The organism is Thermoactinospora rubra (assembly GCF_002093975.1).
Taxonomy (GTDB): domain Bacteria; phylum Actinomycetota; class Actinomycetes; order Streptosporangiales; family Streptosporangiaceae; genus Nonomuraea; species Nonomuraea rubra_A.
In genome coordinates this window covers 35,695-50,271 of the sequence record NZ_KZ084338.1, presented here as the reverse complement: position 1 = coordinate 50,271, position 14,577 = coordinate 35,695, and the positions used below count along the sequence as shown (strand labels likewise).

The following is a 14,577-nucleotide window of genomic DNA, read 5'->3' as shown; positions in this document are numbered from 1 at the left end:
GCGCCTCACGCATCGCGCCGGGTGAGCGCCACAGCGCCGGCCGCCAGCGCGGCCGCCGCCCACGCGGCCGGCACGCCGAGCCCCTGCCAGGGTCCCAGCGGCAGCTGGGCCAGGTCGCGGGTGGCCTGCACGGCCAGCCCGGCGTTCATCGGGGAGATCCGCCACAGCAGCCGCTGCCAGTCCGGGTCGCCCACCAGGTACGGCAGGGCGGCCGTGCCGTACAGCAGGCCGAGCGTCACCCCGATCGCGGCGGCCGAGTCGCGGACGGCGGCGCCCACCCCCAGGCCCAGCAGCCCGACCAGCGCCAGGTACAGCACCGAGCCGAGCGCGGCGCGCAGCGTCGGGCCGTCGGCGGCCAGGGTGTAGCCGTGCTCGGCGGTGAACCCGCTGCCGGGCAGGATGAGCCGCCCGGCCAGCAGCGCGCCCAGCACCGCCAGGCTGCCCGACGCCAGCGCCAGCCCGGTCACCAGCGTGGCCTTGGCGGCCAGGACGGCGATCCGGCGTGGCATCGCCGTCAGCGTGGCGCGGATCAGGCCGGTGCCGTACTCGCCGCTGATGATCAGCACCGCCAGCATGGCGATGGCGGCCTGGCCGAGCTGGACGCCGCCGAGGGCGAGCCGGGCCGGGTCGTGGCCGCAGCCCCGCCACGGGCAGCCGGCCAGCGCGTCGGCCGCCGCGCCCAGTCCCACGGTCAGCGCCACGACCGACGCCAGGAGCCACCCGGTGCCCGGCAGGGTGCGCAGCTTGGTCCACTCGGCGTGCAGCTCGCGTCTCACGTGTCCCTCCCGCGCAGCCGCCAGGCGGCCAGGCCGAGGGCGAGCGCCGCGTAGCCGGCCAGCACCGCCAGTCCCGCCCAGGGCGGCAGCGGGTAGAAGCCCTCGGCGGGGGCGTAGTGCCAGGTGACCTGCGGGTAGCGCGGCAGGCTCTGCAGGATGGCGAACCCGGCGGCCGGGGTGAGCCCCAGCAGCCACTGGGCCAGTTCCTCGGGCAGCACCGAGGCCGTGGCCAGCACGTACGGCAGGACGACGGCCGCGATGGCGGCGACCACGGCGGCGACGCTGCGCCGAAACAGCGCGCCCAGCGCCATGGCCAGTACGGCGGCCAGGCCCAGCAGCGCGCCCAGGCCGAGGGCGACCCGCGCCTGGGTCAGCTGCGGCACCGGCAGCACCACGACACCGTTGCCGCGCAGGATCGCCTGGCCGGCCGGCAGCACGACGGCGGCCGCCACCAGCCCGGCCAGCAGCGCGACCGCGCCGACGACGAGGGCCTTGGCGGCCAGCATCCGGCCGCGGCGCGGGCCGGCCAGCAGGGTGGTGCGGATCAGGCCCCGCCGGTACTCGGCGGTGACGAACAGCACGGCCACGACGATCACCACGATCAGCCCGGGCAGCGCGCCCGTCACCAGCATCTCGGTCCGCAGGCCGTCCAGGCGGGGGGCGATGTCGCCGGTTCCCGTCACGGTGATGACGCCGCCGGACTCTGCGGCCCCGTTGGCGCGGTGGAACCGTTCCCAGTCGGTCATCGCCGCCTCGTCGTCGCCGACCTCCGTGCGCTGCCAGGCGCCCGCGGTGCGCCCCTCGACGGCGAGGTGGTCGAAGACGGCGCTGGCCTGGGTGAAGCGGGCCTGGACGATGCTGCCGCCCGCACTGCCCGGCTTGACCGTCAGGTCGCCGGGCGAGGCGACGAACAGCCCCACCTCCACCGCGGCCGTCAGCCCGGCCACCTGCGCCGTGCCGATCCGGCTCCAGGACCTGCCGTCGGCCGACTCGTAGCCGGTCAGCGTGTCGCCGGCGCGGACCAGCCGCAGCCAGCGGGGCGCGTGCTGCGACACCCCGCCGGGCCGCCCGGCGACGTCCTCGGTGAAGTCGTGCTGCATCCGCACCCCGTGCCGGCCGGTGAGCATGACCGCCGCATAGGGCGCCCCCGGGCGGGCGGCCGCCTTGACCATGACCCCGGCCTTGGCCCACGGCACCAGCCCGGACACGATCCGGTCGTGGCCGGGCGGCGGGTAGGTGATGACGCCGCTCATCGCGGTCAGCCGGGCGGTGATGGCGCCGTCGCCCTCCAGCCGCCGGTGCAGGAAGAAGAACCGGTCCTCCACCGCCTGCCCGCCCGGCCCCAGCGGGGGAGCCGGACAGGCCGTCTCGACCGGCCCGGCCCCGCAGGAGCTGTGGCTGCCGGCCGCGATGACCAGCCCGAGCGCCACGGTGAGCAGCGTGGCCGCCACCGCGCCGGCCACCCAGCCGCGCACCGTCCTGAACTTCGTCCATTCGGCCCGCACCAGGTGCGCGAACCTCTCCCGCGCCGCCGGCAGCCGCGAGCGGTACGGCGCCGCCGCCCCGGCGCTCATCGCGCGGCCCCGCTGTAGTCCCCGGTGTAGTCGACGCAGTCGCGTGTGAGCTCCATGTAGGCCTCCTCCAGGCTCGCCCGGTGGGCGGCGACCTCGGAGAACGGCACGGCCTGCGCGGTCAGCAGCTCCACGATCCGCTCGGCCGCCGGCCCCGAGACGGTCAGCGTGTCCGGCCCGGTGGCCGCCACGGCGGCCCCGGCCCGCGCCAGCACCGCCATCGCCTCCTCCCGCGCCGCCGTGCGCACCCGCACCCGGCCGCGCGAGGCCTCGGCGATCAGCTGCGCCACGCCGGTGTCGGCCACGACCCGGCCGCGCCCGGCCACCACCAGGTGGCCGGCGACATCCTGCAGCTGGCTCATCAGGTGGCTGGAGACCAGCACGGCACGCCCCTCGGCGGCCAGCGACCCCAGCAGGCCGCGAATCCACACGATGCCCTCGGGGTCCAGCCCGTTGAACGGCTCGTCCAGCATGAGCACCGGCGGGTCGCCCAGCAGCGCGGCGGCGATGCCCAGCCGCTGGCGCATGCCCAGCGACAGGCCGCCGGCCCTGCGCCGCGCCGCCCCGGCCAGCCCCACCAGCTCCAGCACCTCCTCCACCCTGGCGGCCGGCAGGCCCTGGGAGTGGGCCAGCCACAGCAGGTGGTGGCGCGCCGTACGGCTGGGCTGCAGCGCGGCGGCGTCCAGCAGCGCCCCGAGGTGCCGCAGCGGGCTGCGCAGGCTCCGGTACGGCCGGCCGCCCACCAGCGCGCTGCCCTCGTCGGCGGCGTCCAGCCCGACGATGATGCGCATCGTGGTGGACTTGCCGGCGCCGTTGGGCCCGACGAAGCCGGTCACCTGCCCGGGCGTGACGGTGAAGGACATCCCGTCCAGGGCCTTGACCGGCCCGTACCGCTTGCGCAGGCCCTTGACCTCGATGGTTGCTTCCATGTCCGGCACCCTAGGCAGCCGGCGGGCGCGGGGTCGTCACGCGGGCGAGCCATCTTCGGCGTCCCTCACGCGAGGGATGCCGCACGCCGGGATGGCGGCCACAATGGACGCCGGAGGATGGACCACCCTGGAGCGCACGCATGATGGGGCCCGACAGGCACGCGCGGCAGCGCGGCAGGCGGCTGCCGGTGGTGGCCGGGGTGGTGCTGGCGCTGGGGGCGGCGATCGAGGCGCAGCTGAAGCTCGCCGCCGCGGTGTCGCCGGGCGCGCAGCCGGCGGTGATGGCGCTCGCCCTGCTGGGCGTGGCCACCACGCTGCCGGTGGGGCTGTTGTGGAGGCAGCCGGCCGCCCTGGGGCCGGTGGTGTCGGTGGCGTGCGTGCTGTCGCTTGTCGCCTTCCAGACGCTGACCGCGGCGGGCGTGGCCGCGCAGCTGGTGGCCGGGTGGCGGCTGGGACGGCACGGCCCGGCGCCGGCGGCCGTCGCGCTGGCCGTGCCGTACCCGGTGCTGGCCCTGGCCGGTACGGCGGGCGGCCGGGCCGCGGTCTACGCCCTGCTGCTGGGGTGCCTGGCCCCGGCGGCGGCGCTGGCCGGGATCGCGGCGCGGGCACGGGCGGAGGCCGCCGCGGTCACCGCCGCGCGGCAGGTCGACGCCGACACGCTGCTGGAGCACACCGCCCGCGGCGAGCGGGCCCGCATCGCCCGGGAGCTGCACGACGTGGTCGCCCACCACATCTCCATGGTCGCCGTGCAGGCCGAGACCGCCCGGCTGACCACGCCGGGGATGCCGGCGGCCGGGGCGGAGCGGCTGGCGGCCATCGGCGACACGGCTCGCGCGGCGCTGACGGAGATGCGGCGGCTGCTGGGCGTGCTGCGGGAGGACACCAAGCAGGACACCGAGCGGGGCGCCGAGCTGCGGCCCCAGCCGGGCCTGGGGCTGGGGGAGCTGAACGGGCTGGCAGACGAGGCGCGCGCGGCGAGCGGGGCCGGTGTGCGGCTCATCCTCAGCGGCTCGCCGGTGGCGCTGGATCCGGGGGTGGAGCTGGCGGCCTTCCGCATCGTGCAGGAGGCGCTGACCAACGCGCGGCGGCACGCGCCGGGGGCGGCGGTGGATGTGGAGCTGCGCTACACCGGCCGGGAGCTGCTGGTGGCCGTACGGGACAACGGGCCCGGCCCGGCCCCGGAGAGCCGTGGGCGGGAAGGGCACGGCCTGGCGGGCATGCGGGAGCGGGCCGCCGCGGTCGGCGGCCGGCTGCGCACCGGCCCGGCCGCCGGCGGCGGGTTCCTGGTGGAGGCGCGGCTGCCCGGAGCGGCCGCGTGAACGCCGGGTTCGCCGCGCGGTGCGGTCATTCGCGGGGCTGTGCCGGGGCGCGGGCAACGACGCGCGTCCGTCCTGGAGCGCGGCCATGAGTGCGGCCATGAGTGCGGCCATGAGCGCGCAGGGCTGCCTTGGGGTGCCGTCATGAGCACACCGGTCCGCATCCTCGTGGCCGACGACCACGCGGTGGTCCGCGCCGGGTTCGCCGAGCTGCTGGCGACCCAGCCCGACTTCGCCGTCGTGGGGACCGCCCGCGACGGGGCCGAGGCGGTGCGGCTGTCGCGGGAGCTGGCGCCCGACGTGGTGCTCATGGACGTGCGCATGCCGGTCATGGACGGCATCGAGGCCACCCGGCGGCTGGCCGACTCTGCGCGCGTGCTCATCTTGACGACCTTCGACCTGGACGAGTACGTCTTCGACGCGCTGCGCGCCGGTGCCAGCGGCTTCCTGCTCAAGGACGTCACCGCCGAGCGGCTCTTCGACGCGGTCCGTGTCGTCGCCGAGGGCGAGGCGCTGCTGGCCCCGGCCATCACGCGCCGCCTCATCAGCCGCTTCGCCGGGCTGCGTCCGGCCACGCAAGCCGCCCCGGCGCTGGCCGCCCTGACCCCGCGCGAGACACAGGTGCTGCGGCTCATCGCCGAGGGTCTGTCCAACCCGGAGATCGCCGCCCGGCTGACCGTCACCGAGGAGACCGTCAAGACGCACGTCAGCCGGGTGCTGGGCAAGCTGGGCCTGCGCGACAGGACGCAGGCGGTCGTGGCCGCCTACGAAAGCGGGCTCGTCGTGCCGGGCTCGCGCGACTTGTGGTAGCCCGCCGCCCCCTGTTTCCGCTCCCTGACCTGGGTGGTGGGGAAAACCACAGCAAGAGTCGGTAGGAAACCTCATCAACAGGTCAAGCCAACGCCACATAGCGTTGAGAATCATGAGCGACTCTCTCGCCGACTGGGCGACTGGACTGATGGACACCCTGGGGGCGCCCGGCGCGGGCATCGCGGTCGCGTTGGAGAACCTCTTCCCGCCCCTGCCGAGCGAGGTCATCTTGCCGCTGGCCGGCTTCACGGCCGGGCGGGGCCGCATGGACCTGCTGGACGCGCTGGTGTGGACGACGCTCGGCTCGGTGGTCGGGGCGCTGGCGCTGTACTGGATCGGCGCGTTGCTGGGCCGCGAGCGGCTGTATGCGATCGCCGAGCGGGTGCCGCTGCTGAAGGTCTCCGACATCGAACGCACCGAGGCCTTCTTCGCCCGCCACGGCGGCAAGACCGTCTTCTTCGGCCGCATGGTGCCGGTCTTCCGCAGCCTGATCTCCATCCCGGCCGGTGTCGAGCGCATGCCGCTGGGGCGGTTCCTGCTGCTGACCACCCTGGGCAGCGGGATATGGAACAGCGCCTTCGTGCTGGCCGGCTACTTCCTGGGGGAGCAGTGGGGGCTGGTGGAGGGGTATGTGAACATCGGCACCAACGTGGTGCTCGGGGTGGTGGCGGTGGCGGTGCTGGTGTTCGTGGCGGTACGGCTGGCCGAGCGGAGCAGGGGCCGGCACGCCCAGCGCGGCAGAGACGGACGCGGCGGGGGTGAGCGTGCGCTTCGCCGGTAGGGTGCTCGGCTCGGCGCTGCTGGGCGCGCTCACCGCGCCGCCGGCGCTGGCCTTGGCGGTGACGGGGTTCTGGCCGGTCAGCGGCCGGCTGGCGCGCCGCCTGGCGGGCCTGGAACTGCGGCGGCTGGGTGTGCAGGCCGCCGAGCACACCGGGGGCCAGGCGCTGCGGTACCTGGCGCTGCGCTGGCCCATCGGGCTGCTGGGCGGGATCGTGGCCGGGCTGCTGGCCCTGGGGGTGTCCACCGGCGTGCAGGTGGTCGCGGCGTGGGTGGCCGGGCGGCCCTTCGACGGGATGCTGCCGACCGTGCCGCTGCTGCTCTACCTGGCCACCCTCGGAATAGTCCTGCTCTTCTTGGACATCTGCGGACTGGTGGGGGTGTATCGGCTGGAGCGTCACCTCGCGCAGCGGCTGCTGGGCCCCCGCTCCGCCGAGGCCCTGGAACGCCGCATCGCCGAGCTCGCCCACACTCGCGCGGGCGTGCTGGCGGCGGTGGACTCCGAGCGCCGCCGCATCGAGCGGGACCTGCACGACGGCCTGCAGCAGCGGCTGGTGGCGCTGGCCATGCTGGTCGGCCGGGCGCGCCGGGGCCGCCCCGAGGCGCTGGAACAGGCTCATGAGCAGGCCCAGCGGGCGCTGACCGAGCTGCGCGAGGTGGCCTGGCGCGTCTACCCCAGCGGCCTGGACGCCCTGGGCCTGGGTGAGGCGCTGGCGGGCCTGGCCGAGCGGGCCGCCCTTCCGGTACGGCTCAGCTGCGCCCTGGAGCGCCGCCCGCCGCGGGAGGTGGAGACGGCGGCCTACTTCGTGGTGTGCGAGGCCGTCACCAATGCCGCCAAGCACGCCGGTGCCTCGCAGGTCACCGTGGAGGTCGCCGTGGAGGTCGCCGAGGCGCCGGGTCCAACCGGGGGCCCGGTGGGCAGGACCGTGCGGGTGCGCGTGGCCGACGACGGCAAGGGCGGGGCCGACCCGGCCGGCGGCGGCCTGTCCGGGCTGGCCCGCCGGGTGGCGGCGCTGGACGGCCGTTTCACGGTGACCAGCCCCGACGGCGGCCCGACCGTGGTGACCGCGGAGCTGCCATGCGCGTGATCCTGGCCGAGGACTCCACACTGCTGCGGGAGGGCCTGATGCGGCTGCTGGCCGAGGAGGGGCACGAGGTGGTCGCGGCGGTGGGGGAGGCCGTCTCGCTGCTGCGCGCGGTGGCCGAGCACCGGCCGCAGATCGTGGTGGCCGATGTGCGCATGCCGCCCACCCACACCGACGAGGGGCTGCGCGCGGCCCTGGAGATCCGCCGCCGCTGGCCCTCGGTCGCCGTGCTGGTGCTGTCGCAGTACGTGGAGAAGAAGTACGCCGCCGAGCTGATGAGCTCCGATGTCTCCGGCGTGGGCTACCTGCTGAAGGACCGCGTCGGCCAGGTGGCCGACTTCCTGGACGCGCTGGAGCGCGTGGGCACCGGGGGCGCGGCCTTCGACCCGGAGGTGGTGCGCCAGCTGCTGGCGCGCACCTCCCAGGCCGACCCGCTGGCCCGGCTGACCCCGCGCGAACGGCAGGTACTGGAGAACATGGCGCAAGGGCTGACCAACGCCTCGATCGCCCAGCGCCTGCACGTGTCGCAAAGCGCGGTGGAAAAGCACGTCAACGCCGTGTTCGACAAGCTGGGCCTGGCCCACGCCGACGGCTACAGCCGCCGCGTGCTGGCGGTGCTGCGCTTCCTGGAATCCTGACGCTTCCCGGAGTCCCGGCCCGGCCTGCTCACAGCCGGACGACCGCGTGCTCGGCCGCCGAGCGGCGGGCCGCCTCCAGCACCGCCAGCGTCGCCACCGCCCCCGCGGGATCCACCGGCGTGCCGCCGGCCGCGATCGCACGGTAGAAGTCCAGGTAGCAGCCGGGCTCGGTGGGCACGGTCTCGGTCTGCTCGCCCGCGGCGAGCACGCCCCACCGCTCCCGCGGCTCCTCGCCGAAGCCCGGCTCGTCCGGGGCGCGGCCCGCGCGCAGCCGCTCCTCCTGCACGTCCAGGCCGTCCTTGACGTAGGCGGCGGGCTGGGGGTGGCGGTCGCCTCGGCCGCCCACCAGGCGCACCTGCCGCCGCAGGGCGCGGGGCTGGCCGTGGGCATCCCGGTGGCGCTGTATGTGCTGAGCGTGTGGGCGTTGCATGCCCGCCGGTGCGGGCCGGCCTTCCCGGCGGCGGCCGTGGTGGTGGCGGGCGTCTCGCTGCTCGGCTTCGCCGTTCCGCTGATCGGGCTGGTCATGGCGGGCCTGGTGGCGGTCACGGCGGTCTGGGCGAGTCCCCGGTAGACGGCGGCGTCATGCGCCGGGCGGCTGGTACGTCACCTCCTGCCGCACGGCCTCGTCGACCTCCTCCGGCGTCAACAGCACGACGGCATTCGTCCGCACCGCACCGGTCGCCGAGATCGTCAGGCTCAGCGCGGCCGCGGTGGCGTTGCCGGGCACGTCGACGATGGCGTAGACGTCGCGCTCGCCGAAGGCGAAGTTGAAGCTCTCGATCCGGCCGCCGACACTCTCCACCGTGCGGGCCACTGCTTCGCGGCGCCGGGTTCCCCCCTCACGAAGCAGTCCCTTGAGTCCTTCCGTGCTGTAGGTCGCCTGGATGAGGTACTTGGGCATGGTCTGGTCTCCTTCGACGTCGCCGTCCACTCCGGAACGGCTGCGGACGCGGTCTCAGGCGACGTTCTCGGCATCGGGTGACGGTAATCCCATGGGCTGTTCCCGGTTCCACCTGGCATGAGTGTCGCGACCGGCGGGATGAGCCGCTCATCAGCCCTGAGAAGTCCTGAGACGCCGGCGAGGGTGCCGGCCCGCGGGGCCGGCACAGCGCGGCTCGGCGCGGCAGGCGCCGGGCAGCCTAGGCTGGCCCGTGTGGTCAGCCGTGTGATCAGCCGTCGTGTGATCAGCCGCAGAGCGCTCAACCGCGCCACCCTCGCCCGGCAGCTGCTGCTGTCACGCCACCGGATGCCGGCCATGCGGGCGGTGGAGCACCTGGTGGGCCTGCAGGCGCAGGCGCCGCAGCCGCCGTACTTCGGCCTGTGGTGCCGCCTGGCCGGGTTCCGGCCCGCCGAGCTCGCCGATTTGCTGGTGGAACGGCGGGCGGTGCGGATCGTGCTCATGCGCGGCACGGTCCACCTGGTCAGCGCCGAGGACTGCCTGACGGTGCGCCCGCTCGTGCAGCCGGTGCTGACGCGCTACCTGGCCGCCTTCGGGCCCGCCAGCGTCGCCGACCTGCAGACCTGGAGCGGCCTGACCGGGCTGCGCGAGGTCGTCGAGCGGCTGCGGCCGCGGCTGGTGTCCCTCACCGACGAGCACGGCGGCGAGCTGCTGGACCTTCCCGAGGCGCCGCGGCCGGGCGAGGACGGCCCGGCTCCGGTGCGGCTGCTGGCGCCGTTCGACAACCTGCTGCTCAGCCACGCCGACCGCACCCGCATCATCAGCGAGGAGCATCGCAGGCGTGTCATCACCGTCAACGGCCAGGTGCTGGGCACCGTCTTGGTGGACGGGTTCGTGCGGGGCGTGTGGCGGCGGGACAAGGCGAGGGTGCGCATCGAGCTGTTCGCGCCGCAGCCGCCGGCCGTGGTCGAGGAGATCGCCGCGGAGGCGGCGGCGCTGGCCGAGTTCGCCGAGCCGGGCAGGCCGCACCGGATCGAGGGGCTGGCGTGAGAGCCTATATCGGCGCGGCGGTGCAGAGCCCGGCGCCGCCCGAGCGGGTCTTCGCGGTGCTCACCGACTGGCCCCGGCATGGTGAGTGGATGGTCCTGACTGCGGCGAGGGTCACCGAAGGTGACGGGCGCAGCGTCGGCAGCCGCCTGGAGGCCTTCTCCGGCTGGGGGCGGCTGGGGTTCCTGGACACGATGGTGATCACCCGGTGGGAGCCGCCGGAGCGGGTGGAGGTCTTGCACACCGGCCGGGTGGTGCGCGGCCGGGGCGCGATCCGGGTCCGGCCGTTGCCGGGCGGGGGCAGCCGCGTCGTGTGGGCCGAGGAGCTGCGCCTGCCGCTGGGGCCGGTGGGCCGGGCCGCATGGGCGCTGGTCCGCCCCGTGATGCGGGTGCTGCTGGTCCGCTCGCTGCGCACGCTGGCCCGCCTGGCGTCGGGCTAGCGCCTGGCGGCGGCGTCGAAGGCGTCCAGGATCAGCGCGGTGGCACCCAGGGGGTCGGTACGGCCCAGCCGGCCGATCGGCACCGCGCCGGGCCAGGTGTGGCCGCCGCCGCGCACCGTGTACAGGCGCAGCACGGCCCCGCCGGCGCACGAGCGCCACTCGCGCACCCGGACCTGGCCCTGGGCGGCGGCCACATCGCGGCGGCAGCGGAAGATCTGTGCCCAGCGGCGGAAGGTGTCCTCCACCGGCGGCAGGGTGATCAGGTCGGCCAGGGCGCGCAGCCGGCCCCGCTGGTCTTGGAAGGGGTGGCCGCTGTCGTAGGGGACGATGCGGTCGGCGGTGCCGTGGAAGGCCACGATCGTGGCCGGGCCGGCCCGCTCGCACGGCGGGACGATGTTCAGCCCGGCCACCGCGGCCACGCCGGCGAGCCTGCCGTCCAGGCCGCAGATCAGGCCGGTGGCCATGCCGGCGCCCATCGACATGCCGGCGGCGAACTCGCGCCTGGTGTCGACGCACAGCCGCCGCTCCAGCTCATCGAGCAGCGCGCCGAGGAAGCCGGCGTCGTCGGGCCCGAACAGGCCGGGCAGGCCCCAGCCGATCGCCTCGGGGGAGGCCTGCGGGGTGGCCACGATGTAGCCGCGGCCGGTGCCCTGCTCGGCCAGCCGGCTGTAGGCGCTTTGCCGGGCGGGGGTGCCGCCCAGGCCGTGCAGGTCCAGTACGAGCGGCCGGGGCCCGGCGGCGCGGGGCAGGGCCAGCAGGTAGCGGCGTGGTTGCCCGTCGTGGGTGAGGGTGTGGACGCCCGGCCGGAGGGGGTCGCCGGCGTCGCATCCGCTGGAGGGGCCCAGGGCGACCGGCTCGCGGGAGGGCCGGGCCGTCTGACCCGGCTGGGCGGCCGGCGGGCTGTTCTGCAGGCTGTGCTGCGGGCTGCCCTGCGGGTGGGGCGGCGGCGTGCTGCAGCCCAGCAGCAGCGCCAGGCACGCCATGGCCTGAAGCGTCCTGGGCTGGAGCGTCCTGGGCTGGAGCGTCATCGCAACTCGCGGCACGAGCCTCTCCCCGGCGGGTCCTTTCGGGCGGTCTCCACGACCACCCTGCCACGCGCGGGCCAGTCCCCGCGGCGCACGCCATTTCGGCACGGCCTCGAACCATTGATCGTGCATCCGCATCCAACAAGAGCACAGGCCTCGGAAGGGACTCATGTGATCATCTGGTTGAACGGCTCCTTCGGCGCGGGCAAGGCGACCTTCCCCATGCCGGCCGCCGCCGTGGGCGTGTCTTCGGCATGGTGACCCGCAAGCGCGCCGCCCGCTCCGGCCAGCGCATCGACCTGACCCTCGACGTGGCCCGCCTTCCCGACGACGTCGTGGCGCTCATCGGCGCCCTCGCGCCCGGGGAGAACCTGGTCCTCGCGCGCGAGGGCGCGTCGATCGCGACGATCTCCAGCACCGTCGAAGTGGTCGACGGCGCCGTCGTCGAACGCGACACCCCAGAGGCGGCCGAGGAGCAGACGCCGATCGACTACGACGGCGTCACCGTGGTGGCCACCGCGATGAAGCTGTCGGCCGCGGCCCGGGTGGCGCTGTCGGACCAGCTCGGCCCGGACTATGTGGTGCTCGACATGCACGCGGCTCCCGCGACCGCCGATGTGCTGCTGGTGCCCGCGGTCAGCCCGCAGCTGATCGAGTCGCTCCGCGCGGCGTTCCCCAAGGCTCGCCTCATCGTCACCGAGATCGAGGACCACGAGCTAGGCGTGCAGTACCACGGCCCGGTCCGGCGACTGCTGGAGGCCGGCGCCGATGCGTACCTGCCTCCGGCGACCCTGCCGCGCCTGGCCAGGCAGCTGGACTACACCCTGCATCATGGCCGCGAGATCGCCGGCGGGGCCGCCACGCCGCTGCAGCTCGCGCCGGCCGCGCAACCGGCCGATCTCGACGGCGGATGACCCCGCCGGGCGGGGGCGCCGTGAGCCGCTGGAGCGCCGTAGGCTTTCCCGGCAGGGGGCGAGCGGTGGTTGAGTGAGATCGCCGGCAAGCTGTCGCGAGGAGTGGCCGTGGAGCAGGGTGTGTCCGGGGTTGCGACGACGACTTTGCTCGGAGTGCTTGAACGCATCACCTTCCAGTCGGAGGAGACCGGCTACACCATCGCCCGCGTGGCCACCGAACGCTCCTCCGCCGAGCTGGTCACCGCGGTCGGGCCGCTGCTGGGTGCCCAGGTCGGCGAGTCGCTGCGGCTGACCGGCCGCTGGACCTCCCATCCCCGCTACGGCCGCCAGTTCGAGGTGTGGTCGTATGCCACCGTCCTGCCGGCCACCATCCAGGGCATCCAGCGCTACCTGGGCTCGGGCCTGATCAAGGGGATCGGCCCCAAGATGGCCGAGCGGATCGTCGCCCACTTCGGCACCGACACCCTCGACATCATCGAACACCATCCCGAGCGGCTGGTGGAGGTGCCCGGCCTGGGCCCCAAACGCACCAAGATGATCGCCGCCGCCTGGGAGGAACAGAAGATCATCAAGGAGGTGATGGTGTTCCTCCAGGGCGTGGGCGTGTCCACCTCCATCGCGGTGCGCATCTTCAAGCAGTACGGCGAGGCCGCCATCACGGTGGTGCGCGGCCAGCCGTACAAGCTGGCCGACGAGGTGTGGGGGATCGGCTTCAAGACCGCCGACACCATCGCCCAGGCCGTCGGCATCCCGCACGACAGTCCTGAGCGGGTCAAGGCCGGCCTGCGCTACACCCTGTCCCAGGCGGCCGACGACGGCCACTGCTTCCTGCCCGCCCCCAACCTCGTCGCCGACGCCACCAAGATCCTGGACGTGCCGGCCGAGCTGGTCGCCTCCTGCCTGGAGCAGCTGGCGGCCGAGGAGGGTGTGGTGCGCGAGGACGTCCCCGCCGACCAGGGCAGCGTCCCGGCCGTCTACCTGGTGCCCTTCCACCGCGCCGAGACCGCCCTGGCCGCCTCCCTGCTGACGCTGCTGACCAGCCCCCACGACCGGCTCAAGGCCTTCCAGGACGTCGACTGGGCCAGGGCCGAGCAGTGGCTGGCCGCCCAGACCGGCGCCGAGCTGGCCCCCGAGCAGCGCCAGGCGGTACGGCTGGCGCTGACCCACAAAGTCGCCGTGCTGACCGGCGGGCCGGGCTGCGGCAAGAGCTTCACCGTGCGCTCGATCGTGCTCATGGCCCGCGCCCGGCGCGCCAAGGTCATCCTGGCCGCGCCCACCGGCCGGGCCGCCAAGCGCCTGGCCGAGCTGACCGGGCACGAGGCCGTCACCGTCCACCGGCTGCTGCAGCTGCGCCCGGGCGGGGATGCCACCTTCGACCGCGACAACCCCCTGGATGCGGACCTGGTGGTGGTGGACGAGGCGTCCATGCTGGATCTGCTGCTGGCCAACAAGCTCGTCAAGGCCGTCCCGCCCGGCGCGCACCTGCTGCTGGTGGGCGATGTCGACCAGCTGCCCAGCGTGGGCGCCGGGGAGGTGCTCAAGGACCTGCTGGCCGCCCCCGACATCCCCCGCGTCCGCCTCACGCAGGTCTTCCGCCAGGCCGCCCGCTCCGGCGTGGTGGTCAACGCCCACCGCGTCAACCAGGGCAGGCATCCGCTGCTGGAGGGCATGGACGACTTCTTCCTGTTCCCGTGCGAGGAGCCGGAGGAGATCGCCGCGCTGACCGTCGATGTGGTGGCCCGCCGCATCCCGCGCCGCTTCGGCCTGGACCCGCGGCGGGACGTGCAGGTGCTGGCGCCCATGCACCGCGGCGCGGCCGGGGCCGGGGCGCTCAACCAGGCCCTGCAGGAGGCCCTCACCCCCGCCCGGGAGGGCCTGCCCGAGCGCCGCTACGGCGGGCGGGGCTTCCGCGTCGGCGACAAGGTCACCCAGCTGCGCAACAACTACGACAAGAACGTCTTCAACGGCACCGTGGGCGTGGTGACCGGCCTGCAGCCGGAGGAGAGCAAGCTGACGGTCCTCACCGACGAGGAGGAGACCGTCGAGTACGCCTTCGACGAGCTCGATGAGCTGGCCCACGCCTATGCGGTGTCCATCCACCGCTCCCAGGGCAGCGAGTACCCCGCCGTGGTCATCCCGCTGGCCACCAGCGCGTGGATGATGCTGCAGCGCAACCTGCTCTACACCGCCATCACCCGCGCCAAGAAGCTGGTGGTCATCGTCGGCTCGCGGCGGGCGCTGGCCCAGGCCGTACGGGCCAAGGGCGCCGGGCGGCGGCACACCGGGCTCACCCACCGCCTGGCCCGCAGCTGACGGAAAACCCGGGCCCCGGGAGTGCCGCGGACGCCGCC

At 75.0% G+C, this 14,577-nt stretch carries 16 protein-coding genes; 10 read left to right on the top strand and 6 right to left on the bottom strand.

Going from position 1 to position 14,577, the window contains the following annotated elements; translation table 11 throughout:
• Window positions 1-5: 5 nt before the first annotated feature.
• Genes BSB02_RS16250 through BSB02_RS16240 form a run of 3 tightly spaced genes read right to left on the bottom strand, consistent with a single transcriptional unit; the run spans window position 6 to window position 3,276 of the window.
• Window positions 6-776 (bottom strand): ABC transporter permease, encoded by a 771-nt coding sequence (locus tag BSB02_RS16250; RefSeq protein WP_084959714.1) that lies wholly within the window; start codon window positions 774-776, stop codon window positions 6-8.
• Window positions 773-2,350 carry a DUF1349 domain-containing protein gene (locus BSB02_RS16245; RefSeq protein ID WP_084959712.1) on the bottom strand — a complete coding sequence of 526 codons (1,578 nt, stop codon included), beginning with the start codon at window positions 2,348-2,350 and terminating at the stop codon, window positions 773-775. Before BSB02_RS16245 ends, BSB02_RS16250 begins: the two co-directional genes overlap by 4 nt.
• The gene (locus tag BSB02_RS16240) at window positions 2,347-3,276 is read right to left on the bottom strand and encodes an ATP-binding cassette domain-containing protein (RefSeq protein ID WP_084959710.1); all 930 of its coding nucleotides are present in this window, start codon (window positions 3,274-3,276) and stop codon (window positions 2,347-2,349) included. Before BSB02_RS16240 ends, BSB02_RS16245 begins: the two co-directional genes overlap by 4 nt.
• 140 nt (window positions 3,277-3,416) lie before the next feature.
• Between BSB02_RS16240 and BSB02_RS16235 the strand changes: the two genes are divergently transcribed.
• From BSB02_RS16235 to BSB02_RS16215, 5 genes are all read left to right on the top strand, one after another.
• Window positions 3,417-4,595, top strand: coding sequence for a sensor histidine kinase (locus BSB02_RS16235; protein ID WP_206184727.1), 1,179 nt, complete (start codon window positions 3,417-3,419; stop codon window positions 4,593-4,595).
• Between the two features lie 141 nt (window positions 4,596-4,736).
• Window positions 4,737-5,402 carry a response regulator gene (locus BSB02_RS16230; RefSeq protein WP_084959708.1) on the top strand — a complete coding sequence of 222 codons (666 nt, stop codon included), beginning with the start codon at window positions 4,737-4,739 and terminating at the stop codon, window positions 5,400-5,402.
• Window positions 5,403-5,514: 112 nt separating this feature from the next.
• On the top strand, window positions 5,515-6,183 hold the full coding sequence (locus BSB02_RS16225) for a DedA family protein (protein ID WP_084959706.1): 669 nt from the start codon (window positions 5,515-5,517) through the stop codon (window positions 6,181-6,183).
• Window positions 6,167-7,267 (top strand): sensor histidine kinase, encoded by a 1,101-nt coding sequence (locus BSB02_RS16220; RefSeq protein WP_084959776.1) that lies wholly within the window; start codon window positions 6,167-6,169, stop codon window positions 7,265-7,267. The genes BSB02_RS16225 and BSB02_RS16220 overlap by 17 nt, the downstream gene beginning before the upstream one ends.
• Entirely contained in the window at window positions 7,258-7,902 is a 645-nt protein-coding gene (locus BSB02_RS16215) for a response regulator (protein ID WP_084959704.1), read from the top strand. The genes BSB02_RS16220 and BSB02_RS16215 overlap by 10 nt, the downstream gene beginning before the upstream one ends.
• Window positions 7,903-7,930: 28 nt before the next feature.
• Here the strand turns inward: BSB02_RS16215 and BSB02_RS16210 are convergent, their stop codons facing one another.
• A complete protein-coding gene (locus BSB02_RS16210; protein WP_143590746.1) occupies window positions 7,931-8,248 on the bottom strand; it encodes an oxidoreductase in 318 nt (105 codons plus the stop codon).
• Here BSB02_RS16210 and BSB02_RS16205 point away from each other — a divergent pair.
• On the top strand, window positions 8,225-8,473 hold the full coding sequence (locus BSB02_RS16205) for a hypothetical protein (RefSeq protein ID WP_084959700.1): 249 nt from the start codon (window positions 8,225-8,227) through the stop codon (window positions 8,471-8,473). The genes BSB02_RS16210 and BSB02_RS16205 overlap by 24 nt on opposite strands.
• A gap of 9 nt (window positions 8,474-8,482) precedes the next feature.
• Here BSB02_RS16205 and BSB02_RS16200 read toward each other — a convergent pair whose 3' ends face one another.
• A complete protein-coding gene (locus BSB02_RS16200) occupies window positions 8,483-8,803 on the bottom strand; it encodes a GYD domain-containing protein (protein ID WP_084959774.1) in 321 nt (106 codons plus the stop codon).
• 252 nt (window positions 8,804-9,055) lie between these two features.
• On the opposite strand from BSB02_RS16200, the gene BSB02_RS16195 reads away from it, so the two are divergent.
• Together BSB02_RS16195 and BSB02_RS16190 are read left to right on the top strand one after the other, a co-directional pair.
• Window positions 9,056-9,850 (top strand): winged helix DNA-binding domain-containing protein, encoded by a 795-nt coding sequence (locus tag BSB02_RS16195; protein ID WP_240506459.1) that lies wholly within the window; start codon window positions 9,056-9,058, stop codon window positions 9,848-9,850.
• On the top strand, window positions 9,847-10,287 hold the full coding sequence (locus BSB02_RS16190; RefSeq protein WP_206184725.1) for an SRPBCC family protein: 441 nt from the start codon (window positions 9,847-9,849) through the stop codon (window positions 10,285-10,287). The genes BSB02_RS16195 and BSB02_RS16190 overlap by 4 nt, the downstream gene beginning before the upstream one ends.
• On the opposite strand, the gene BSB02_RS16185 is transcribed toward BSB02_RS16190, so the two are convergent.
• The gene (locus BSB02_RS16185) at window positions 10,284-11,330 is read right to left on the bottom strand and encodes a CE1 family esterase (RefSeq protein WP_143590744.1); all 1,047 of its coding nucleotides are present in this window, start codon (window positions 11,328-11,330) and stop codon (window positions 10,284-10,286) included. The genes BSB02_RS16190 and BSB02_RS16185 overlap by 4 nt on opposite strands.
• A 236-nt stretch (window positions 11,331-11,566) precedes the next feature.
• Between BSB02_RS16185 and BSB02_RS16180 the strand changes: the two genes are divergently transcribed.
• Window positions 11,567-12,226 carry a hypothetical protein gene (locus BSB02_RS16180; protein ID WP_240506458.1) on the top strand — a complete coding sequence of 220 codons (660 nt, stop codon included), beginning with the start codon at window positions 11,567-11,569 and terminating at the stop codon, window positions 12,224-12,226.
• A 144-nt stretch (window positions 12,227-12,370) separates the two neighbouring features.
• A complete protein-coding gene (gene recD2 / locus BSB02_RS16175; protein ID WP_338064343.1) occupies window positions 12,371-14,539 on the top strand; it encodes an SF1B family DNA helicase RecD2 in 2,169 nt (722 codons plus the stop codon).
• The last annotated feature ends 38 nt before the right edge of the window (window positions 14,540-14,577 follow it).